This is a genomic window from Umezawaea sp. Da 62-37, from assembly GCF_032460545.1.
Taxonomy (GTDB): domain Bacteria; phylum Actinomycetota; class Actinomycetes; order Mycobacteriales; family Pseudonocardiaceae; genus Umezawaea.
On the sequence record NZ_CP135965.1, the window covers coordinates 9776555 to 9798725 of the forward strand.

19 protein-coding genes are annotated in these 22171 nt (G+C 68.3%); 12 read left to right on the forward strand and 7 right to left on the reverse strand.

What is annotated here, in order from left to right; genetic code table 11:
- Window positions 1-296: 296 nt before the first annotated feature.
- Window positions 297-1613: a group II intron reverse transcriptase/maturase gene (gene ltrA, locus RM788_RS44215; protein ID WP_315925865.1), complete on the forward strand. Its 1317-nt coding sequence runs from the start codon at window positions 297-299 to the stop codon at window positions 1611-1613.
- A 60-nt stretch (window positions 1614-1673) separates the two neighbouring features.
- On the opposite strand, the gene RM788_RS44220 is transcribed toward ltrA, so the two are convergent.
- The 5 genes from RM788_RS44220 to RM788_RS44235 all read right to left on the reverse strand — a co-directional run bounded on the left by RM788_RS44220 (window position 1674) and on the right by RM788_RS44235 (window position 4714).
- Window positions 1674-2936, reverse strand: coding sequence for an IS701 family transposase (locus RM788_RS44220; protein WP_315926573.1), 1263 nt, complete (start codon window positions 2934-2936; stop codon window positions 1674-1676).
- A gap of 308 nt (window positions 2937-3244) precedes the next feature.
- Window positions 3245-3664, reverse strand: a complete 420-nt coding sequence (locus RM788_RS44225; protein WP_315926575.1) for a prevent-host-death protein — start codon at window positions 3662-3664, stop codon at window positions 3245-3247.
- Between the two features lie 40 nt (window positions 3665-3704).
- Complete coding sequence (locus RM788_RS44230; RefSeq protein WP_315926577.1) at window positions 3705-3896, reverse strand: hypothetical protein; 192 nt, start codon at window positions 3894-3896, stop codon at window positions 3705-3707.
- A gap of 9 nt (window positions 3897-3905) precedes the next feature.
- Window positions 3906-4490: a winged helix-turn-helix domain-containing protein gene (locus tag RM788_RS53205; RefSeq protein ID WP_399341992.1), complete on the reverse strand. Its 585-nt coding sequence runs from the start codon at window positions 4488-4490 to the stop codon at window positions 3906-3908.
- Between the two features lie 83 nt (window positions 4491-4573).
- Window positions 4574-4714: a hypothetical protein gene (locus RM788_RS44235; RefSeq protein WP_315926579.1), complete on the reverse strand. Its 141-nt coding sequence runs from the start codon at window positions 4712-4714 to the stop codon at window positions 4574-4576.
- 611 nt (window positions 4715-5325) lie between these two features.
- Here RM788_RS44235 and RM788_RS44240 point away from each other — a divergent pair.
- Together RM788_RS44240 and RM788_RS44245 are read left to right on the forward strand one after the other, a co-directional pair.
- Window positions 5326-6534: a hypothetical protein gene (locus RM788_RS44240; RefSeq protein ID WP_315926581.1), complete on the forward strand. Its 1209-nt coding sequence runs from the start codon at window positions 5326-5328 to the stop codon at window positions 6532-6534.
- Window positions 6535-6547: 13 nt separating this feature from the next.
- Window positions 6548-8632 carry a tetratricopeptide repeat protein gene (locus RM788_RS44245; protein ID WP_315926583.1) on the forward strand — a complete coding sequence of 695 codons (2085 nt, stop codon included), beginning with the start codon at window positions 6548-6550 and terminating at the stop codon, window positions 8630-8632.
- A 63-nt stretch (window positions 8633-8695) separates the two neighbouring features.
- Here the strand turns inward: RM788_RS44245 and RM788_RS44250 are convergent, their stop codons facing one another.
- Window positions 8696-10135, reverse strand: a complete 1440-nt coding sequence (locus RM788_RS44250) for an NF041680 family putative transposase (protein WP_315926585.1) — start codon at window positions 10133-10135, stop codon at window positions 8696-8698.
- Between the two features lie 164 nt (window positions 10136-10299).
- Window positions 10300-10806: a winged helix-turn-helix transcriptional regulator gene (locus RM788_RS44255; protein WP_315926587.1), complete on the reverse strand. Its 507-nt coding sequence runs from the start codon at window positions 10804-10806 to the stop codon at window positions 10300-10302.
- Between the two features lie 516 nt (window positions 10807-11322).
- Here RM788_RS44255 and RM788_RS44260 point away from each other — a divergent pair.
- From RM788_RS44260 to RM788_RS44300, 9 genes are all read left to right on the forward strand, one after another.
- A complete protein-coding gene (locus tag RM788_RS44260) occupies window positions 11323-12495 on the forward strand; it encodes a ParB/RepB/Spo0J family partition protein (protein WP_315926589.1) in 1173 nt (390 codons plus the stop codon).
- 302 nt (window positions 12496-12797) lie between these two features.
- Window positions 12798-14045 carry an aminotransferase class V-fold PLP-dependent enzyme gene (locus RM788_RS44265; protein ID WP_315926591.1) on the forward strand — a complete coding sequence of 416 codons (1248 nt, stop codon included), beginning with the start codon at window positions 12798-12800 and terminating at the stop codon, window positions 14043-14045.
- A 327-nt stretch (window positions 14046-14372) separates the two neighbouring features.
- The gene (locus RM788_RS44270; RefSeq protein WP_315926593.1) at window positions 14373-15359 is read left to right on the forward strand and encodes an NAD(P)/FAD-dependent oxidoreductase; all 987 of its coding nucleotides are present in this window, start codon (window positions 14373-14375) and stop codon (window positions 15357-15359) included.
- Window positions 15356-15655, forward strand: a complete 300-nt coding sequence (locus RM788_RS44275) for a 2Fe-2S iron-sulfur cluster-binding protein (RefSeq protein WP_315926595.1) — start codon at window positions 15356-15358, stop codon at window positions 15653-15655. Before RM788_RS44270 ends, RM788_RS44275 begins: the two co-directional genes overlap by 4 nt.
- Window positions 15656-15702: 47 nt before the next feature.
- Window positions 15703-16452, forward strand: coding sequence for a hypothetical protein (locus RM788_RS44280; protein WP_315926597.1), 750 nt, complete (start codon window positions 15703-15705; stop codon window positions 16450-16452).
- 72 nt (window positions 16453-16524) lie between these two features.
- Complete coding sequence (locus RM788_RS44285) at window positions 16525-17877, forward strand: ATP-grasp domain-containing protein (protein WP_315926599.1); 1353 nt, start codon at window positions 16525-16527, stop codon at window positions 17875-17877.
- Window positions 17874-19205 (forward strand): ATP-grasp domain-containing protein, encoded by a 1332-nt coding sequence (locus RM788_RS44290; RefSeq protein WP_315926601.1) that lies wholly within the window; start codon window positions 17874-17876, stop codon window positions 19203-19205. The genes RM788_RS44285 and RM788_RS44290 overlap by 4 nt, the downstream gene beginning before the upstream one ends.
- Window positions 19202-20458, forward strand: a complete 1257-nt coding sequence (locus RM788_RS44295; protein ID WP_315926603.1) for an ATP-grasp domain-containing protein — start codon at window positions 19202-19204, stop codon at window positions 20456-20458. The genes RM788_RS44290 and RM788_RS44295 overlap by 4 nt, the downstream gene beginning before the upstream one ends.
- On the forward strand, window positions 20455-22170 hold the full coding sequence (locus RM788_RS44300; RefSeq protein WP_315926606.1) for a DUF885 domain-containing protein: 1716 nt from the start codon (window positions 20455-20457) through the stop codon (window positions 22168-22170). Before RM788_RS44295 ends, RM788_RS44300 begins: the two co-directional genes overlap by 4 nt.
- Window position 22171 lies beyond the last annotated feature (1 nt).

Here is a 22171-nt window from a genome sequence, read left to right on the forward strand (position 1 = left end):
GCGGTCGGAGAACCTGTGCATGTACGGAATCTCCATGCGCGAGAACCGGGAGATCCCACGCTCGCCCGCCGGTGTGATGGCCGGGCGGGCCGTTCAGGGAACGCTGAGGCGGTAAGCCTGAGATGAACGAGCGTGGGAAGTCTGACAGCCCCGTAGTACCTGCGAAGCCGCCGAACAAGACCGTGGACGCGGTTGCGGAGGTGGTGGAGGAAAGGGGGTTGGCCAAGGGGAATACGACCAGACCGACACGTCCCGGACACAGCGCCGGACCAGGCGTGCCACACGGGCTGGATCGTGTGCGCGAAGCAGCACGAAGGAACAAGGACGCGCGGTTCACCGCGCTGCTGCACCACGTCGACCTGGATCGCCTTCGAGCCGCCTATTGGGCGATACGCCCACAGGCGGCGCCGGGGGTGGACGGGGTGACGTGGGATGCCTACGGGCAGGATTTGGAGGCGAACCTCCGGGACCTGCACGCACGGGTGCACAGCGGCGCTTACCGGGCGAGTCCGTCACGGCGGGTGTACATCCCGAAAGCGGACGGGCGGCAGCGACCGCTCGGTATCGCGACGGTGGAGGACAAGATCCTCCAACGAGCCGTCGTCGAGGTGCTCAACGCCGTCTACGAGGTGGACTTCCTGGGTTTCTCCTACGGTTTCCGGCCGGGCCGCGGCCCGCATCACGCGTTGGACGCGCTCGTGGTCGGGATCTCGCGGAAGAAGGTGAACTGGGTGCTCGACGCGGATATCCGCGAGTTCTTCACCAATCTTGATCATCGCTGGTTGGTGAGGTTCCTTGAGCACCGGATCGCGGATCAGCGGGTCCTGCGGCTCATCCGTAAGTGGTTGAGCGCGGGGGTCGTCGAGGACGGGAAGATGTCGGAGACCTCGGAGGGAGCACCGCAGGGGGCATCGGCGTCGCCGTTGCTCGCTAACGTCTACCTCCACTACGTCTTCGATCTGTGGGCTCGGTGGTGGAGGAACCGCTACGCGCGTGGTGACATGATCATCGTGCGTTTCGCGGACGACTCCACTGTGGGGTTCGAGTTTCAGGAGGACGCGCAACGATTCCTGGCTGATCTTCGTGAGCGGTTCGCGAGGTTCGGTTTGGGGTTGCATCCCGACAAGACGCGGCTGATCGAGTTCGGTCGGCACGCCGCCCGAGCCCGTGTGGCGCGGGGTGTCGGGAAGCCTGAGACGTTCGACTTCCTTGGCTTCACGCACATCTGCGGGAAGACGAGGACCGGGCGGTTCTGGCTGAAGCGCAAGACCATCTCGAAACGGATGCGGGCGAAGCTGGTCGAGGTCAAAGACCACCTCCGGCGAAGTCGGCACCTGCCCATCCCGGAACAAGGGCGTTGGTTGGGAAGCGTGATTCGCGGATATCTCGCCTACTACGCCGTGCCCGGCAACACCGACGCCGTGGCGGCCTTTCGCACCCAGGCGAGGAGGCATTGGCACAGGTCGCTCCGGCGTCGCAGCCAACGCACTCGCCTCAACTGGACGCGGATGCGCCGTCTCGAGACTCGATGGCTACCACCCGCCCGCGTGAAGCATCCTTTCCCTGAAAGGCGCTTTGATGCCAGAACCCGAGGCAGGAGCCCAGTGCGTTAGCAGCGCACGCTGGGATCTGCGCGGGGGGCCGCCCGCGAGGGCGGTCCCTACCGCGATCAGTTATGCGGCGGCTGAACCGCTGGTCACGGCTTCTGCGGGATAATGATCGAGTGTGTCCTGGCCTGCGCCGATGGCGGTAATTCGGGCTCGTCGGAAGGCGATGAGCATGTCGTCGACGCTCACGTGGGTCTTCTTCCGGTTCCAGGGTGCGCGGGCGCGGGCGGCGGCCAGGTCCGTCTCGGCGGTGCCGTGCCCGGCGTACCAGAGCACGAGGACGGTCAGGCCCAGCATCGCGAAGGGCACGCTGCGTTGCACCGCGAGAGGAAGCCGGTTGGCGGCGTCCCCTGCCCCGATCAGGATTTTCGAGTCCTTGATGGACTGTTCCACCGACCACCGGTCGGCGTAGCGGGACACGAGCGTCTCGGCGCAGGCACCGGTGTCGGTGGACACCACGGCGACGTCGTAGGGCAGGGTCGAGTCGGTCTCCTTGAGCAGCACCACCGTCACCGGGGTGCGGTGCAACGATCCCCACCACAGGCAGGCGATGGTGGCCATGTGCACGGTCTGGGTCTTGCTGTAGCGGGTCACCGACACCTCACGCCACTTGGCGGTGGCGGCGAGATCCGCGCAGGTGCCCAGTCTCGGTCCTTTCCATGCCGGATGGCCGCGTTTGCCGGTGGGTGCGGGCGGTAGGGCGTAGAGCACGGCGTTGGCCGCCAGGCGGGCGGTGAAGGTGATGGTGGCGGGCAGGGTGCGCCACGCCGGTCCCCGGTAGGCGGAATCGGCCGTGACGTGGATGGTGCGTTCGGGGAACGCGCGGGCAAGCAGCCCGACCAGCGCACGGGCCGCGTCCGGCTTCGACACCCCGGATCGGGGGATGTGCAAGCGGAACAGGACCGGCAGGCAGACCGCCCGAGCGAGGAACGGCACCGCCACGACGAGTCCGACGACCACGAAGCAGTTGCCGCGTCCGAGCCCGTCACGGCCCTTGGCCGAGCCGTCGTGCTGCCAGGACACCCCGTGGGTTTTGGTGCCGTAGCGGTGGAACAGGGTGTCGTCGACCACCACCTGCAAGGCCGCCCCGGCAGGGACGAACCGGGCCACCACCAGCCGGACCAGGAACAACCCGAGTGAGTCGGGGTCCCAGCGGGCGTGGGAGAAGAACCGGTGCGCGCGGGCGTGATGGGAGCGTCCGGCCAGCCCGGCCGCGCTCCACATCCCGGTCACCGTGCGGGAACCGGTGGCGCCCAGCAGGCCGGTGATCAGGGAGGTGAAGGTGGTGAAACTCGGCGCGGTGAACACGCCCCGCAGTCCTTCGAGCACGCGGGACAGGCCAGACGGTACGGTGGGGATTGGAAGCATCGGCGAATCTCCCGGCGACGGGCGGTTACAAGGAACGCCGATGCTTCCCCCATGTCCGGCCATCGCCGCCGTCACCCCCGGTGTTACGCGAGATCAACCAGCCACATCACCACGTAAAGTGCGAAACCTCAGCAGGATGCGTCCATCCGACAGGTGCAGTTCGCAGGTCGCGTGATGGCCGACCGGTCGACCTTGCGCATCACGTACGACCTTCCAGCCCTCCGTCTCGCAGAATCGGACGTGGAGGGAACGCGTGGGTGCCGGCCAGGTCATCGGGTGTCGCTCACCAGCCACGCCGTCAGTTGCTCGTCGCTGCTCAATACGATCAACTGCACGAGCCCCCAGTTCTCCTTGTGGTTAGGAGCGTCGCGCAGATGGTCTTGCCAGTCTTCGGCGTACTCGCGTAGTGCCGTGACCATGTCCGCAAGGGCGTCGTCGAACAGTTCCGCGTCCGCCGCGACGGGCAGGCCTGGGATGAACACCGACCACCAGCCAGCCTCGGCGACTACCTGGGCTCGTGATGGTGTCACCGAGGCCAGGAAATGCCGCATGCGGCGAGCGTCCACGACCGCGGTCTTCGCCGCGTCGCGACTGACCGTGGCAACACGGCCTTCCTCAGCGGCGTCGAGTAGCTGCTTGAAGTTGGTCCGACCTTCGCTGTAGCTGTCGAAGTGGATGGCGGAGTTCATGCTTTGCCTCCCTGGTTCGCCCAGGCTTGCGCACCCGAGATCAGGACGCTGCCAGGCGTTGGTGGGCGTTGTCGAGCAGGGAGGCGAAGTGGATCTCACCAAAGCCTTTCGGTTCACCTTTGCGTCCTTTGTGGACCGGGATCCGGTACAGCAGTCGGCTGCGTTGCCCCGAGCGGTAGGCGGCGATCCCGGCGACGGACAACGTGCGACCGCCGCGCCCGGCGACGCCCACGACGGGGGGTCATACCACGCGGGGCCCAGGTACGGGCCCTGGCCGGTCCCGGCGTGATGCCGGACTCGTCGGCGAAGCAGATCCACGCGCCCAGCCTGCGCGCGACCCCTTTACCGCCGGCCATTGATAGCGCCGCCAATGCCCGATGGCGTGTTCGTCGCGCTCGACGGCGCGGGCGACGGGTTGCCGCGGGGTGAACCCGGCCCGGTGCAGCACCTGCCACACGGTGGCGATCCCCACCGTGATGTGGAACATCCGGCCGATCAGCGTCCGCACCCGAGCCAGAGTCCACCGCTGATCCTCGACCCACCCGGCCGCCGCCGGACCGTTCCGCAACACCGCCACCAGCCGTCGCACCTGGGTCTGCGACAACCGACTGTCCGGACCCGGCGCACCCCTGGACGCCAGTGCTTGCTCCCCGCCGGCCGCCCAGGCCCGCCGCCACGTGTACGCCGATGTCGTGGAGACCTCCAACGCGGAAGCGACCTGCACCGCGCTCATCCCGTCGGCGAACATCACGGCCGCCTGCCGACGTATTTGCGCGTGACGGGCCCGGCCCTGCGGGCCGACCCCACCACCATCGCCATATCGCATGCCTGATCAACGGCGACACGTGGACCAGCGATGATCACCCAAATCGGTGAAATGGACTCGAGACAGACCCCGACTCCGAAAGGTCAGTACTCGTGGTCGGTCTTGGCGACCGTGAGCGCGCTGGCGCGCTGAAGTTCGGGTTGCGGCGGTGGATCGACGAGCACCTCGATCACGCCACGATGCTCGGCGCGCGCGACCGGTTGATCGAGCCGCTGATCAAGCACCAGGTCAACGTTCCGAGCCGAGCTTGGCCATGCCAGCCGCAACGCAGCATCATGCTCAGCCGAAGCCCCCCGAAGCGCCCGTGCCATAAGTAATACAAATATCGGAGCCGTGGAATTCAAGGTCATGGAGATGCGGCCGCTTCCAGGTGACAACGCAATGCTCCGTTCAGGGGAACATTAACCCATCATGAACGCCAGGTTTCTACGTGCCGTTTTCTGTCACTCGGGTGGTCCATTGACTAAAAGCCTTCTTCGGCTGAAAACTGGGACAGGCAGCGCTGGAATCAAGGACCCGAAATTTGTACAGATCATTTACCGAAGTCCACGTCGGTCGGATTAATCCGAGTTCCATATCGCGTTGCGCATCACTTCACGCTCGAGATCTCGAGATTTTTTCGAGACATTCCCGCTCTACGTCGGAGGTTCCCATGAAGGTTCCCATGAAAAAGATCAAGGTTCGTAAGGCCGGCACCGTGCGGCTGACCACGGCTGCGGCCGGCTACTCCGACCCGTGCTGCTGCGGCGGCTGAGCCACCCGGACCCGTTGATCCGGTTGACCACGGGTTCCCCGGGCAACGTGCCTGGGGAACCCTCCCGACCGTGAGGTTGCCATGACATCCACCCGATTCGACCTGGACCGTCCGCTGCCACTGCACCGGCTCACCTTCCATGCGGAGGACGGGCCGGATGGCGAGGTGACCATCGGCAGGGCGGATACCGGCGAGTTCGGCGTATTCCCGGCCGACGGAGCGGCCCTGCTGGTCAGGATGACCGAAGGCGGTACCCTCCGCGACGCGGTCATCTGGTACGAACGCGAATACGGGGAAGCCGTCGACATCGACGAATTTCTGGAGGTGCTCGGGGAATTCGGGATGATCGTCCATGACGGTGAGACGGTTGCGGAGCCGGTCGCCGTCCGGTGGCGACGATTGGGCATCGCAGTATTTTCTCCGGCTGCCTGGTTGCTCTATTCGGCGGTGATCGTCGCCGGAATCATCGTGATGGTGATCGTTCCCGAAGTGGCTCCGCACTATTCCAATGTGTTCTTCGTGTCGTCGCTCGTAGTGGTCCAGCTGTTCGCGTTCTTCGGGCAGATTCCGCTGATCCTCGTGCACGAGACCTTCCACGCCCTCGCGGGGCGGCGGTTGGGCATTTCCTCGTCACTGCGGATCGGGCGCAGGCTCATCTTCCTGGTGTTCGAGACATCTCTCGACGGACTGGTCGCCGTCCCGCGCAGGCAGCGCTACCTTCCGATCCTCGCGGGCATGCTCGCGGACGCAGTGTCCGTGGCGGCCCTGACGCTGGTAGCCGCAATTCTGCGTGACCCGGCCACCGGTGACCTCGGTCTACTCGGCCGCGCCTGCCTGGCCTTGGCGTTCTACACCCTCATGCGCTTCGTGTGGCAGTTCTACTTCTTCCTGCGCACCGACCTGTACTACCTGGTGTGCACCGCGCTTGGCTGTGTCGACCTGCACACGGTCGCACTGGCCATGCTGCGTGCCCGCCTCGCCCGCGTGCACCTGCTGCCCGCCAATCCCGTCGACAACTCCGACTGGCATCCGCGCGATCGCGCGGTCGCCCGGTGGTACAGCTGGCTGGTGCTCGTGGGTTACGCGTTCGTGCTGGGCAGCGTGGTGTTGGCCGTCGTACCCACGACGATCTACACCGTCGCGCTCCTTGTGACCCGCGTCGAGGACGGCGCCAGCGTCCTTGGCGTCATCGACGGTGTGCTGTTCCTCGTGCTGACCCTGGGCCAGTTCGCCCTCGCCGGCGTCCTCGCACGTCGCGAACGCTCCGTCCGACCACATTCCCGCCCATAGCCTGGAGGCAACCATGTTCCGACACCTCTGGGTCCGGTTCCCCCGGGACGTCGACCCGGTTGAACTGCCCGCGCTGCTCTCCGACGGCCTGCCCGCACCACTACCGGACCCGGTCATGGCACCGGTGAGCACGGCGCGCAGGCTACGCGGACCGTTCACCGCCGCCGGGCAGCTGGCACTCGTGTTGGCCCCTGGGGCATCAGGCGCACTGCTGGAACGCCACCAGATCGAGCTGCTGTCGGTCGCCCCAGAGCTGCGAGGCGAGCTGTCTGCCCCGAGGGAGACGCTGACTTCGCTGGCGATCCCGGCCGAGCGCACCCGCTTCTACGCCGGCGTGCGCACCGAACGTCTCGGCCACGGCTTGGTGGAGTTCGTCCACGCCCGGCTGCGCGAACTGGACCTCGGCCCTCGGTCGCTGGTGGTGCGGACCGTCGATGCCGACCAGACGGATCTGGAATTCCTCGCCGCCCTCGTACGCCGTACCGATCCCGCGCTGCTGACCGTGGTGGTCTGCGACAGCGGAACGGACCCCGGGGCACCGCTGACCTCAGTGCTGAGCGAGCACGCCGACGAAATCGCCATGACCATCGGACCGCCCGCCGCCCTGCAACTTGACCGCCTCGCCGCCGCAACCCGCTATGTCGAGGGCGACTGCACGGTCGACTGGCCGGAGTTGGTCGATGCCTACCTCGGGCTGCCCGCAGCCACCCGGTCCGAGCTTCACGACCACCGCGCCGATGCCCTCGACGCACTGGGGGAGAAGGCACCCACCCTCGGCGCGGTCGCGTTCCACAGGGAGCACGGCAGCGACCCGAACGGAACCGGGCTCGCAGCCCTTGAAAAAGCCCTCAACCACTGCCTCAACATGGGTTTCTACCACGCCACGATCGACATCTCACTGCGCGGCAGGGCATTGGTGGACCCAGTCGCGTCGTTCAACACCTGGTGGGTGTTCACCACCAAGATGACCACCTCCCTGATGATGCTGCGCCGCGCGGATGAGGCCGAGATCATCTACGAGGAGCTGATCGCGGCCACCGAGTCACCGCGCGGACACATGCAGGCGTCCTACGCCAGGGCCATGATCTACACCCGGCACCGCGACCGCCGCGACCACTTACGCGCCAAAGGCCTGATCAAGCAGGCCATCGCGTTCTCCCGGCTGCTCGCGGACGACAGCGACACCAGCGTGTTCAACACCGTCTTCCACCAGAACGGCCTGGCCCTGGTGGAAATGCACCTCGGCAACCTGGAGGAGGCGCTGCGGTTGGTCACCGAGGGTGCCGCGTGGCTGGACCGGACCATCGCACCCGGCACACACGCACTGCACCGATCCGTACTCGTGCACAACCGGTCTCAACTACTCACCAAGCTCGGCCGCACGGAGGAGGCCTTGGCCTGCCTGGACCAGGTGATCGCCACCGATCCGAACCACCCCGACTACTACATCGACCGGGGCAACCTGCTGCACGCCCTCGGCCGGGACGACGAGGCGCTGGCCGACTACGACACCGCCATCCGCATCGGGCCGCCGTTCCCCGAAGCCCAGTACAACCGTGCCGAACTGCTGATCGAGCACGATGAGATCGACGCGGCGCTGGCCGTGCTCGACTACGTCCTGGAACTCGATCCGGACATGGTCGATGCGATGGTCAACCGGGCGGGTATCCACCTCGACCGAGGCGACCTCAACGCCGCCCGCGCCGACGCGGAGCACGGACTCACAGTCGACCCCGACAACACCCACTTGCACGTCGTCACCGCCCAAGTCCTGGCCGAGACCGGCGACCGTACCGCCGCGATGGCGGCATTCGACCGGGCGCTGAAGCTCGACCACGACCTGGTCGGCGCGCTGACAGGCCGGGCCGCCCTCGAGCACGAGGCCGGTGATCACGCGGCAGCGCTGTCCGACCTCGACCGGGCGGTGCTGCTCGCCCCCGACGACCCCGCAGTCCGATTCAACCGGGCGATGGTGCACGAGGCGGCGGCCCACTGGGGCAACGCCCTCGCCGACTTGCTGGTCGCCGCCGAATCGGCCCCAGACGACGAGGACATCACATCGGCGCTGGACCGCTGCCGGACGGCGGTCTCGGCTTGACGAACGCACGGTGGTATCGGCACCGGGGCCCGCTCCGGTGCGAAGTACGCCTAAGCTTGGGGTTTAACCTTTCTTCTTCGCTCCGCCTGACTTCTGTGTACCCGTTTTGCGTGTTTCCGAGCCGATGAGGTGGCGTGGTGCCGGGATGTTCGACCGTCCAGGCGGGCGTCCGGGACCGGGGTGGGTGGTTTTCGGCAGACGGGCGGGAGTGCCCAGTTGGCGGTGCAGATGACGAAATGCGCGCCGGACCCGCTGGGGTGTCAGGGGTTTCCCAGGGTGAGTCCGTCGTTCCCAGGGGCGCCGTAGGTCGGCGGTAAGGTCTCGGGCGAGCCGGAGTTGGACGTAGGCGGCGATCAGGAGCCAGGTCCAGCGGATCGCCTGCTCGGGGTGACGGACCCGCGCGGCGGTCCATCCCATCTGGGACTTCATGAACCGGAAGGTGTGTTCCATGTCGAAGCGGCGCAGATAGGCGCGCCAGCACACGTCCAGATCGGGCGCCTGTGGACCGGAGTGCCACAACCACATGGTGCGGTGCGGCTTGCGTCCGTCGGGCAACCGTTCCACCCGGACCTCGATCAGTGTGCCCTCGATGACCGGCAGCCGGGTGAACAACTCGGGCTGCATCCGCGCGAAATACCCGGTGCGCTGAACCTTCTGGTGCATCCCGTGCCAAGCACGGACCTCGACCCTGCCGTACTTGGTGGTGTCCGGCACGACAAGGGACTGATCAGGGCGGCGCGACTGCTCCGCCGCTGCCAACTCGAAACGGTTGCCGTGCACGCCGTTGCGGCCGGGTCCGGGTTTGCGGGGACCGGGACGGCCGTCGTGGAACACCCGGTCACCGGAGACGCGCACCAGTAGTTGGACCTCCGCGTCACCGACGGCGTGCGTGAGCGCGGCCGCGGCGTAACCCTGGTCCAGGACGAACAGTGGTACCGGTCGATCGATGGACCCGGCCCGTGAGGCCATCCGCGTTGTCAGGTCGCGGATCTGTTGTGCTGTAACGGTTACCGGACACGAAGCCTGTGGCAACCGTCGGACGTCGACCGGTAGCGTCCAGGACGAGCTGCCCCATTCCAGTCCCGTCACCCACTGGAACTGCCAGCCCGGCACCACTTTCCGGTCTCCGTCGCAGCGGCAGGGCGCGTAGTGCAGACCCCGGCCCGGTGAGCATTCGGCGTTGGGTCGCGGGTAGGTGGTCGCGTCGATACCGAACATCAGTGGTGCGTCGGCGGGAGGTTGCTCGGCCGGCAGATCCCGGATCCGTTCCTCGTCGAGCGCGCCGTCGGCGAGCGCGTCGTAGAGGGCGCCATGGCCGCGGCGGAAGACCGGCGTCAGGGACAATTCGACCAGCGAGGTCACCGGGCCGTCGGTACAGATCACCGAGTCCGCCAGTTCGAACAAGGTGTCCGCACGAGCGTCCAGGCATTCGTGGAACCCGTCACGAAACCCGGACAGCACCGACAGCGCCTCCATGTCGGCGTCCACGTTCAGCGCATCCACCTCCGCGGCCGTGGGCCGGTCGATCCTGCCCCGACCCAAGCAAGAAGGACATGATCACCAAGAGTGGGACAGGCTGTCCACCGAACGGCGAAACGTGCTCGAACCAGCCTGCGACTTGGTTAAATCCCAAGCTCAGGGCACCGGTGCAAGTTGCCGAGGTGTCGTCACTCGACGCGTTCGACGTGGGTGTTGCCCGCGTCGAGGGTGACGCCGTCGGCGCGTTTCAGGTGCAGGGCGGGGACCGGGGTGCCGGTGTTGTTATCGACGAGCACCGAGCGGGGTTCGCCAGCGTCGAAGGCGTGCGCCTCACCCCACTGGCGCAGGGCGACGATCACGGTGAACAGCTGACGGCCCGAGTCGGTGAGAACGTACTCCTGGCGCTTGCCCGACGGGGCGGTGCGACGGACGAGAACACCATGCTCGACGAGCTTGCGCAGTCGGTCGGACAGGATGTTCTTGGCGACGCCGAGGTTGCGCTGGAACGCGTTGAACATCCGCGTGCCGTCGAGCGCGTCACGGAGGATGAGCAGGATCCACTGGTCGCCGATGAGGTTGACCGCGCGCGCGACCGGGCACGGGGGATCCGACCACCCGTTCGGTGGCGGGCCCGCCTGCGGTCCGGGTGCGTCGCACGACGTCACGTCTGCGCGCTCACTCTCGATCGGTTGCATATTGCCACCCTTGAGCCTAGCGTGGTGATCGGTTGCATACTACTACCGGTTGGACCGGAGGTGTGGGGCCCTCAGTACCTGTCATCGTGCGAGGTGAGCCTCTTGTCGTTCGCCGAACCGCCCTGTCGTGGAAATCGCTGAGGTGCCTCCCTGGTCGGCGTTTGCGCACCGGGAAAATCGAACTCCACGACGTGTGGAGCAACAAATTTTCATTCTTCGTAAATTGCCAATGCGTGCAAATGAATGGTCCTGGGTCCGTCCCCGTTTGGCGGAGTTCCGCTTTTTCTCGGGGTGCTACGATCGTTATATGAGTGAAATATATACGCGGAGTGATCACCGCTGTACGGTTTGGAGAGGTCTCGCGAGCGGCAAACCCACTGGTACTGGCAATTTTCCCAGCAAGGGTGCCGCTCCTGGTAGTCGTTTGCAAAGGCGGATAAACAGTGTCGGTAACGCTGTGCAACTGGGGATAACTCCCACTTGCACAGCAGCGCACCCCGCTCGCGGAGGTCGCACGTGGTCGCCTCGGGAAAGTTGCGGAAGCGTGCGCCCGTTGAGCGATCAACCATCGGGCCGATTGTGAACGCGCAATTGCGCAAACCGCAATTCGAGGGAGAGCGCGTGGCGGGCAGCCGAGCGATCCGCACATTCGGGACGGATTCGCCGAACGGCGACGAGGTCTGGACGTTCGGCGATGACGTGAACGCTCGCGTGGAGCGGATACCCATCTCGGTCCTCGTCCTCTCTGGGACCCCTCGCACCGGCGGCGTCGACGACGAGCACATCCGGACCCTGGCCGAACCCGGTCTCGACCTGCCGCCGATCGTCGTCCAGCGGGGCACGAACCGGGTGGTCGACGGCGTGCACCGGGTGCGCGCCGCCCAGGTGCGCGGCGAGCCGGAGATCCGAGCGTGCTTCTTCGACGGCGACGACGAGAGCGCCTTCATGCTGGCGGTCCGGCTCAACGTGAGGCACGGACTGCCGTTGTCATTGGCCGACCGGAAAGTCGCCGCGGCGCGCATCCTGCGCGTGCACACGGCGTGGTCGAACCGGGCCATCGCGTCGGTCTCCGGGTTGTCGCACAAGACCATCGCCGCGTTGCGTCTGAAGGACGACTGGCCCGAAGGACAGGCCAGGGTGGGCCGCGACGGACGCACTCGGCCTCTGAGCGCGGCTTCCGGCCGCGAGTGCGCGAAGAAGATCCTGGAGCGGGACCCGACCTCCTCGTTGCGTGATGTGAGCGCTATCGCCGGCGTGTCCCCTGGCACCGTGCGGGATGTGCGGGACCGGTTGCTGCGCCAGGACCGGCCGGTGATCCCGAGTCCGCGCCGCAAGGTCGAACGGCGCCGCGAGAACCCCGTCGACGCGGAGGCGGTGCTCCGCGTGCTCCGCGCCGACCCTTCGTTGCGGCTCACCCAGTCCGGTCGGCAGCTGTTGAGCATCCTCGCGGTGGCCTCGATGGGCTCGGGGGAGTACGAGCGCCTCGTCGTCGACCTGCCCGCCCACTGCGTGAGTTCCGTGGCCAAGCTCGCGGAGGCGAGCGTGCGCGCTTGGCAGGAATTGTCGACTCGTCTCGAGGGGCGCCGGTCGACCACTCCCGTCCTGCCCGACTGCTTTTCCGGCACCGATCGCCGAGCGGGCGAGGGCCGTGTCGGAACCGCAGCCGTGAAGGAGGCCGCTTGCGGCTGAGGCCGTGGCGGTGATGTCCCCGGTCGACGCCAGGGGTGTGCCGTACTGCGATTCGCGCTCCACCTCCCTAGTGGGATGAAGGATGCTTGACAGTGCGAAATGAATTCAATTAACGTCACGAGTGAGTTCCTGATGAATCCGCAATCAATTGTTGCGGAACGCAGCCGTCGCCACTCTGGCGATGGGTGATCTATTCGTATGGACGCCACGGAGGAACAATCATGTCTTTTTCCCGGCCTGCTGGCCTGGTCGACTCGGAACTGGCGGATTTCGTGCCTACCTCGGAGGTCGGGGGGGATGGTGTGACGCAGGAGTTCGCGCCTCGCTCCTTCGTGCCGGACGATTGGCGTTCTGTCCGCGCGCAATTCTTACTGGACCCCGACCTCGCACACCTGTCGAACTTCTACTTTGCCTCGAATCCGGCCCCCGTCCGCGAGGCCATCGCGCGGTACCGCGACGCGTTCGACGTGAATCCGTACAACTTCCTCGACGACAACATGTTCGCGCGGGACGAGGACATGCTGTGGCGTGGCGCGTGCGCCGCCGCCGCCCGGTACGTCGGCGGGCGGCCCGAGGAGATCGCCCTCACCAGCAGCACCACGATGGGGTTGGCGCTGATCTACAACGGAGTGACCCTGGAACGGGGGCAGGAGGTGCTGACGACCACGCACGAGTTCTACCCGCACTACGAGGCGATGCGCCTGGCCTGCGAGAAGCACGGCGCAAGCATGCGCGAGATCCCGCTCTACGAGTCGGCGCGGGACTTCTCCGCGGACGAGATGATCGCGCGGATCCGAGCGGCCGTGCGCCCCAACACCCGCGTCTTCTCCGTGGCCTGGGTCCACTCGGGCACGGGCGTGCGGGTGCCGATCGCGCAGATCGCGGCCGCGCTCGCGGAGGTGAACCGTGATCGTGAGGAGGCCGACCGGGTCCTGTTCGTGGTGGACGGCGTCCACGGCTTCGGCGTGGTGGATGAGGACGTCGCGTCGACGGGCTGCGACTTCTTCTCGGCGGGCACGCACAAGTGGATCCTCGGGCCGCGCGGGACCGGGATCCTGTGGGCCAAACCGGAGGCCTGGGCGCTGTTGCGGCCCACGATCCCGAGCCTGATGGTCCGTGAGCCCGCCGACGCCTGGCGGCAGCACCGCGCACCCGAGGGCCCGACCGCGGGTCCTTGGATGAGCCCCGGAGGCTTCTTCTCCTACGAGCACCAATGGGCCGTCACCGAGGCGTTCGAGTTCATCCAGCGGATCGGGCGCAAGCGCGTCCAGGACCGGATCGCCGAGATGAACAGCCTCATCAAGGAAGGCTTGGACGAGATGGAGCACGTCACGCTCCACACGCCGCTCGACCCCGAGCTGACCGCGGGCATCGTCTGCTTCGACGTCCGAGGCCACCGGCCGATGGAGGTGGTGAAGATCTTCCGCGACAACGGGGTCGTCGCCAGCGCCACGCCGTACGCGGTCTCGCACGTGCGCTTGTCGGCCGGGATCGTCAACTTCCCCGAGGACGTCGACCGCGCGCTGCGGGTCGTCCGATCCCTGGGTTGATCGAACTACCCGCCATACGCGCGGGAACGGACGCCGCACGCGGACGAGCCGGGTCATCGCCCATGCCCTGAATTCTGCCACCGATTTTCCCGCACAATCGCTCGCTGGCGGAATCCCGGTTCCCCGCCTTGACGGTGTGACCGCACTCGTGAACTATTGGGACATGGCCGAAGAATCCCAGTCGGCTAATTGTTTCCCCGCCGCGTGGATGTGAATCCGCGGCGAAGTCGAATGAATGCATTGATGACCGAAGCCGATCGGGCTGTCCACCTCGATATCGACCGTTGAACGGACCTGGAGCTCAGGATGAACCAAGGAGGCGATCAAGTGGACACGACCGCGGACGTGGCGATCGTCGGCGCTGGGCCTGCCGGCCTGTACGCCGCCTATTGCGCGGGCTTCCGCGGGCTCACCAGCGCCGTGGTCGACGCGCTGCCCGAGCCGGGCGGTCAGATCACGGCCCTGTACCCGGAACGCAGGATCCACGACATCGCGGGCCACGTGGCCGTCCGCGGTCGGGAGCTGGTCGAGAACCTGCTCGCCCAGGTCGCACCGTTCGACCCGCGCTTCCTCCTTGGCCGCACGGCCGCCACCCTGACCACCGGTGGCGATTCGGGCTGGATCGTCGGGCTCGAAGGCGGCGGGCGGGTGCACGCCGGAGCGGTCGTGATCGCGGCCGGTCTCGGACGCGCGGTGCCGCGCACGCTGCCCGTCCTGCGGCCCTACGAGAGGCGCGGCGTGGCCTACCACGTGCCGCGGCTGGAGGAGCACCGCGACCGGGACGTAGTGGTCGTCGGTGGCGGCGACAGCGCGGTCGACTGGGCCATCGCCCTGTCGCCGATCGCCCGCTCCGTCGCCGTCGTGCACCGGCGCTCGGCGTTCCGCGCCCACCAGCACAGCGTCACGCAGATGTACGCGGCCAACATCCGGGTCCTCACCGATGCCAGGGTGAGCGCCTGCCACGGCGCTGGGCGGCTGGAGGAGTTGCGCGTCCAGACCGGTGCCGGAGAACTGCGCCTGCCCGCGCAGACGGTCGTCGCGGCGCTGGGGTTCATCACGAACCTCGGACCGATCGGCGACTGGGGCCTGGAGGTGCGCAACAGCCAGGTCGTCGTCGACCGGACCATGCGGACGAACCTGCCGCGCGTTTACGCGATCAGCGACATCTGCACCTACGAGGGTCGTGTCCCGCTCATCGCGGTCGGCTTCGGCGACGCGGCGACCGCGGCCAACCACGTCGCCGCCGAACTGCGCCCCGGCCTCAGGCTGGCGCCGGAGCACTCCACCGACCACGACGCCACCCCGACGCGGTGAAGGTCGAGAAGCTGACCATCCTCCCGACGGGGGTGGAGGTCCTGCTGCCGTCGGGTTCCCCCCTCACCGAGGTCGAGTATGAGACCAGACAGCGCCTCATCCCGTTCGGCTGCCGCTCCGGCGCCTGTGGCGCCTGCGTCATCGAGGTGCTGGAGGGCTTGGAGTCCCTCGGCGATCCAGACCACGACGAGGTCGACTTCCTGGAAGACCTCGGCAGGACCGGCGGCGACTACCGCCTTGCCTGCCAGTGCAGGTTGCGGGGCGACGCGACCATCCGCCCCGCGGCCGAGGACTGACCCGCTCGCACGAACGTCCGAGCGAACACGAGAAAGGTGACACCACCGTGAACCGAGTGACCAACGTCGGCTATGGCGACCGCACCCCCTACCTCACCGCCACCACCTCGGCGGAACTGCGCGCGGAGATGGACCAGCTGCTCGACCAGCAGGTCGTCGAGTGGTACGCCAACGTCCCGGCGGCCGCCCACCTCGAAGGCAAGAAAGTCGACTCGGCCTACTACAAGCGCAACCTGGTCGAGACCGCGTGGCGCATCCGGCTGCTGCGCGTCGCCGAGGCCAAGGCGCTCGTCGAGATCGCCAAGCAGAGCCCGTTGGCGGCGCAGGTGTGGGCCAACTACGAGCAGGAGGAGATGCTGCACGACGAGCTGTTCATCGACGACCTGGCCAAGGTGGGTGTGACGCGCGAGCAGTTTATGGCCACCGAGCCCTACCTGTCGACCAAGCTCCTCGCGGGCTACTTCTCCTACCTGCTCGACCACGAGGGCCCGCTCGGCGTGGTGGCCTACTCCTACCTGGTCGAGTACGTGAACGTGAAGCTGGAGCCCAAGAAGCTCGACGCGCTCATGGCCTCGGTCGGCGAGGGCAACATCGGCGGCCAGATTAGCCACTCGCACACCGACATCAACGACGACCACCCCGGTGAGGTGTGGGCAGCCGTGCGGCACCTGCTGCGCGACGAGGGCGACGTGGTCGCGTTCAAGCGGTACCTCGCCGAGCACCAGTCGATCCTCGCGCAGTACTTCGAGGAGCTCTACCTGGACACCATCGCCGACGCGGAGAAGCAGCCCGCCTGAGCCCGACCCCGCGCGGGGGCGCGTCGCGAGAGCGCCACGCCCCCGCCCACCGGCGAGGAGATCGGATCAATCATGGAGAACGCTATGGGGGTGCTGCTCCTCAGCCATGTCGGGTTCTCGTTCATGGAGGACCTGGTCGGCGCGGTCGCGGCACGAGGGGTGAAGGTCTACCTGCTCAGCTCGCGCCCGGAACCGCAGCACCAGGAGACGAGGTCCGCCGTGCTGGCGGGCCTGGCCGACGACGTCCGGGTGACCGACGGGCACGTGCTGACCCGGCGCGACGTCGACGACTACCTCGACCACCTGGAGGCCGTGGGCGCGTCCGCGCTGTGCTGCCTCACCGTGTGGGAGGGCTACCGGCACCTTATGGCGCTAGCCAACGCCCGCCTCGGCGCACCGGACCTGGACGAGAAGCAGGTACTGGGACTGCGCGACAAACTGGCTCTGCGCAACCGCCTCGCCGATGCGGGCCTCACACGGGCACGGGCGGTGCCGCTCACCCGTGAGACGCTCGCCGAGCGCCACCGCGAGGGCGGCCGCCACTTCGTCAAACCGGTCAGCGGTATCGCCTCGTTCGGGACGTTTCCCCTCAGCCCCGGCACGACCTGGGCCGACGTGGAGCGCATCGCCGCAGAGGCGCGCTCCGACGTCGTTTACGCCAGCGCCTTCACCCTCGACGCACACCCGGATGACGACCTCTGCGTGGAGTTCCTCGTCGAGGACTATGTCGACGGTCGGGAATTCAGCTTCGAGGTGGTGGTCGTCGACGGCACCCTGAACGTCGTCGCCGTGCACGAGAAGTGCGAGGTGACGGAGACGGCGGGCACCGTGCTGGAGAACGCCTGCGTCAGCCCGCCCACGAGCCTGTCCCGACAGGAGACCGCCGAGGGCCTGCGCTGGGTGGCGACCGTGTTCGACACCCTGGGGCTGCGGTGGGGCTGCTTCCACGTCGAGGCCCGGCACGCGCAGTCGGGCTGGGACCTGATCGAGGTCAACCCGCGCGTCGGCGGCAGCCTCATCTCGCCCAGCGTGGCCGAGCAGACCGGCGGTCCCGGAATGCTCGACTTCTGGTTGGACTCCCTGCTCACCGCGCACAGGCCCGCCGGGTTCCTCAAGGCGATCAAGGGCATGTCGTACGCCGAGGACGGCACCGCGCCAGGCAGCACCACGACGTTCTTCCGCGTCTTCTTCGCCGACCCCGGCACCATCCGCGCGGTATGGGTCGACGAGGACCTCCCGCTGAAGCCGGTGCTGTCGCACGTCCTGCTCACCGCGGGCGACGTCGTCGAGACGTCCTCGCGCGAGGTGTTCCTCGGGCAAGTGCTGTGGCGCATCGACAAGGAGGACCGGAACGTGCTCCTGCCCGAGCTAATGCCCGCGTCCGAGCGCGCGATCCGGATCGAGTACGAAGTGGGAAACCGGTGACCGGGCCGATCCTGCTCGTCGTCGACTACAACCTCAGCCGCATCGACGAGGTCCGCCACCTGTGCGACCACGCGCGCGAGCGCCACGGCGCCACCGTGGTCCTGATCCGCGCCGACCCCACTGCGGCCGACGACGCCGTCGCGGACGTGGTGATCGACCTCGACCCGCTGCGCGAGGACTTCGCGGAGAGCGCGGAGAGAGCGCTCGACGTATGGCGCGACAGGATCGGGGCGGGCATCGTCTTCTCCGACAACGCCGTGCGCAGCGGTGCCGAACTGCTGCGGCGCCTGGGTGTTGCGGTCGACTCGCCGCTGCTGGCCGGGGGCGCCTTCTCCAAGCACGTCTACAGGGTGGCCGAGGCGCGGGTGGCCGACCTGCTGGTGGCGCAGGGCGTCATGGTGCCCGCGTTCGCCGAGATCGCCTCGCTCGACCAGTTGACCGACTTCGCCCACGCGCATCCCGGCGGCTTCGTCGTCAAACCCGCAGCGGAGGGCAACAACCGGGGTGTCGTGGCTGTCCTGCCCGGCGACGACCTGGTGACGGTGTTCGCCGAGGTCCTGCCCTACGTCGAGGGCGGGGTCATCTGCGAGGAGCTCATCCCGTACCGGCGCGAGTACTCCTTCGACGGCCTGGGCCCGCTGTCGTTCCTCACCGAGAAGGTCAGCGCGTCGGGCCGCTACCCGGTGGAGGTCGCGCAGGTGCTGCCCGCCGTGGTCGACGAGCACGAGCGCGTGTCGCTGGAGCGGGCGGGGCGGCAGGCGAACTGGCTGGTCGGTCAGCGCGACGGCCCGTTCCACAACGAGATCAAGCTGAGCGACGACGGGCTGCACACCGCGATCGTGGAGCCCAACAGGCGGCCAGGGGGGATGCGGATCTGGATGCTGGCCCGGTGGGTCTACGGCATCGACCTGCACCACCACTGGGTCGACACGGCGTTCGGCGCGGCCGCCGACGCGGGGCCGCTGGTGCCGGGCTGCTCGGCGGCGACGGTGCTGCTCGGCGTTAGCGGCGACCGCTCGTTCTCCCCGACCGACATCGCGGTCGACTCGGATCCGTTCGCCGAGGCCGTCGCGGCCACCGCCGAGCGGTTCAGCCTGGCCGACGGGCAGCTCGCCATCGGCGAGTTCTCCTGGCTGTCCTCCGGTCGTCGGGACCTGCACGCCGTGGCCCGTGACAACGCCGACTTCGCCGCACAGGCGTGCGTCATCCTGTTCGCCGACAGCGTCGACATCCGCGACCTCGTCCCCGTGCTGCGGCACGCCTGGTCGGTCGCCCTCGACCACGCCCTCGCCACCTCCTTCGCCGACTCCGTCAGGAGAGCCCGATGAGGATCCTCATCCTGCACCGCGTGCCCTACTTCAAGATCGAGTACGACCGGGGCGTGTCCCACGACGAGCACGACATCACCTACCTCGGTACCGACTCGGCGCTGGATACCCTGCCGCCGGGCCTGCGCTGCAAGCGGGTGAGCCGTCCCGGCCTTGCCCCGGCCTTCGAGGAGGCCCGCGACTGGCTGGCGCAGGAACCCCGCGACTTCGACCTGGTCATCTCGATGTCAGAGTACGAGCTGCTGGACGCCGCCCAGCTGCGCGAGCACCTGGGCGTGCCGGGCGCGGTCCCGGAGCAGGTCGCCCTCGCCCGTGACAAGACCCTGATGAAGCGGGCGGTCGAGCAGGCGGGCATCCGCGTGCCGCGCTTCCTGCCGCTGCCCCGCTTCCTCCACCAGCGCGGCCGGGCGCCGTGGCCCGGCAGCACCGTCCTCAAACCCAACTGCGGCGCGTCCAGCGAGGGCGTGCTCGTGTTCGGGTCCGCCCGCCAGGCACTCGATGCGATCGACGGGGGCCGCACGGGCATCGCCCAGGTCGACGCGGGCACCGACCTGGCGGACTGGGAGGTCGAGGAGTTCGTCGCGGGGCCGATCCGGCACTTCGACGGCCTGGTGCAGGGCGGCGAGGTCCTGCTCCTGTGCGCCAGCGAGTACGTCGGCACGTGCCTGGAGTACGCGCAGGGCGCGCCGATGGGGTCGTTCCAGATCGAGTTCTCCGCGCAGATCCGCGACTGGGTGTCTCGTGCACTGGCGGCTGTGCGGATCGAGAACGGCAGCTTCCACCTGGAGGCGATCCTGGACCACGGGACACCGGTGTTCCTCGAAGTCGGCAACCGGGTCGGCGGGGCCGACGTGGTGTCGACCGTCGAGCTGGCCACCGGCGTCCACCTGCCGTCCGTCGAGCTTCGCATCGCGCTCGGCGAGTCGGTCGCCGAGGCGCTGCCCTCGCCGTCGGCCGACCAGTCCCGGTACGGCTGGTTCGTCCACCCCGGTCACCACCTGGTCGGACTGGAGTTCCGAGGCCTCGACGGGGCCGCGCCGTTCCGCTCCAGCCCACGCGTGGTCACCTGGAACGAGCTGCCGCCGGGGACGTCGCCCGCCGACCACATCACCTACCAGGCGGGCGAGACGGTTCTGGCGGGAGTCGTCGAGGGGGAGACCTCGGAGGAGGTCCGCGACTGGATCGTCGACCTCTTCGGCTCCCTCTCGGTCCGCACTCACGCGCCCGCCCCCGTCGAACGGACCCCGGTGTGAAGCACGGGGACGCACCGCCCCCGCCGAGGACCGAGCTGACCGACCTCGCGGACCGGTACGTGGACGAGGTAGCCGTGCTGGACCCGTGCCTGGCGGCGGCAATGGGCATCGCGGGACAGGAGCGGCGGCTGACCGACTTCGGCCCGCAGGCGGCCTGGGCGCGCGCCGAACTCGCCCGGCGCATGCTGCTGGCGGTCGACGCCACCCCGGTCGCGGACGCTGCCGAGCGGGTTGCCGCGGCGGTGCTGCGCGAGCGGCTCGCCACCGAGGTCGCCCTGGTCGACGCCGACGCCTACGGCACGCTGCTGGACACCATCGACGGGCCGGTGCAGCGGGTTCGGCAGGCGGTGGCGGTGCTGGACCAGGGCGCGGACACGGTGTGGGAGACGATGGTGGCGCGGTTGCGGGCCGTCCCGCAGGCGCTGGCCGGGCTTCGCGAGGGCTTGGTGGCCGCGTACGACCGCGGCCGGGTCGCGCCTCGCCGCCAGGTGGTCCGCAACGCCGAGGACTGCCGGGACCTGCGTCGGTACCTCGCCGGGTTGCCCGTCGGCAGCGGCGACGGGGCGGTGCGCGACGCCGTGGATAAGGCCGTGGCGACCGCGAACGAGGCCCTGGCCGGGTTCGCTGTGTACCTGTCGGAGGACCTCGCGGCGGAGGCGCCGGAGCAGGACGCGGTGGGCGCGGACCGCTACCAGCTGGGTGTGCGGGAGTTCCTCGGCACCCGGCTGGACCTGTCGGAGACCTACGAGTGGGGCTGGGAGGAGCTCGCCAGGGTGCGCCGGGAGATCGTGGTCGAGGCGGCGCGGATCGCTCCCGGCGAGCCCGTCGCCGCCGTGATGGCGGCGTTGGACAACGATCCCCGTTACCAGGTTACGGGCGCGGGGGCGTTCCGCGACCTGGTCCAGGCGCTCGCCGACAGCGCCATCGCCGACCTCCACGGAACGCACTTCACGATCCCCGAGTCACTGAGGCGGATCGAGTGTCGGATCACCTCGGGGCACGGCGTCGCCCACTACTCGGCACCCAGCGAGGACCTCTCGCGGACTGGGACCGTCTGGTGGCCGGTGCCCGACTGGGACGCCCCGATCCCCACCTGGATGGTGCCCAGCACGGTGTTCCACGAGGGCGTGCCGGGCCACCACCTCCAACTGGGCGTGACGACCCTCAACACCACCACTCTCAACCGGTTCCAGCGCCTCTCGTGCGAGCTGCACATCGGGCACTGCGAAGGGTGGGGCCTCTACGCCGAGCGGCTCATGGACGAGCTCGGGCACTTCGCCGACCCCGCGCACCGGCTCGGGATGCTGGCGGGTGGCCAGCAGCTGCGCGCGGCGCGGATCGTGCTGGACATCGGGCTGCACCTGCGGCTCCCGATCCCCGCGGGCACCGGGTTCCACGAGGGTGAGCGGTGGACGCCGCGGTTGGCCCGCGAGTTCCTCACCGAGCGCTGCGGGCTGGGTTCGCCGGGGTTCGTCGAGTTCGAGGTCGACCGGTACCTGGGGCGCCCCGGACAGGCCATCGCCTACAAGCTGGGCGAGAAGGTGTGGCTGGAGGCGCGCGACGAGGCCCGCCGCCACAGCGGGGGAGCGTTCGACCTCGCGAGCTTCCACCAGCGCGCTCTGGACCTGGGACCGATGGGGCTGGACCTGCTGCGTGCCGAGCTGACCCGCAGGCCGGGCACCGGCGTACGAGGCTTGGCCAACGCCGGGTGAT

Excerpts from the sequence above, each read along its gene's own strand:
- RM788_RS44225 (WP_315926575.1), bottom strand. The coding sequence starts at position 3,664 with ATGAACTCCGCCATCCACTTCGACAGCTACAGCGAAGGTCGGACCAAC.
- RM788_RS53205 (WP_399341992.1), bottom strand. The coding sequence starts at position 4,490 with ATGCGATATGGCGATGGTGGTGGGGTCGGCCCGCAGGGCCGGGCCCGT.
- RM788_RS44240 (WP_315926581.1), top strand. The coding sequence starts at position 5,326 with ATGACATCCACCCGATTCGACCTGGACCGTCCGCTGCCACTGCACCGG.
- RM788_RS44245 (WP_315926583.1), top strand. The coding sequence starts at position 6,548 with ATGTTCCGACACCTCTGGGTCCGGTTCCCCCGGGACGTCGACCCGGTT.
- RM788_RS44255 (WP_315926587.1), bottom strand. The coding sequence starts at position 10,806 with ATGCAACCGATCGAGAGTGAGCGCGCAGACGTGACGTCGTGCGACGCA.
- RM788_RS44285 (WP_315926599.1), top strand. The coding sequence starts at position 16,525 with ATGGAGAACGCTATGGGGGTGCTGCTCCTCAGCCATGTCGGGTTCTCG.
- RM788_RS44295 (WP_315926603.1), top strand. The coding sequence starts at position 19,202 with ATGAGGATCCTCATCCTGCACCGCGTGCCCTACTTCAAGATCGAGTAC.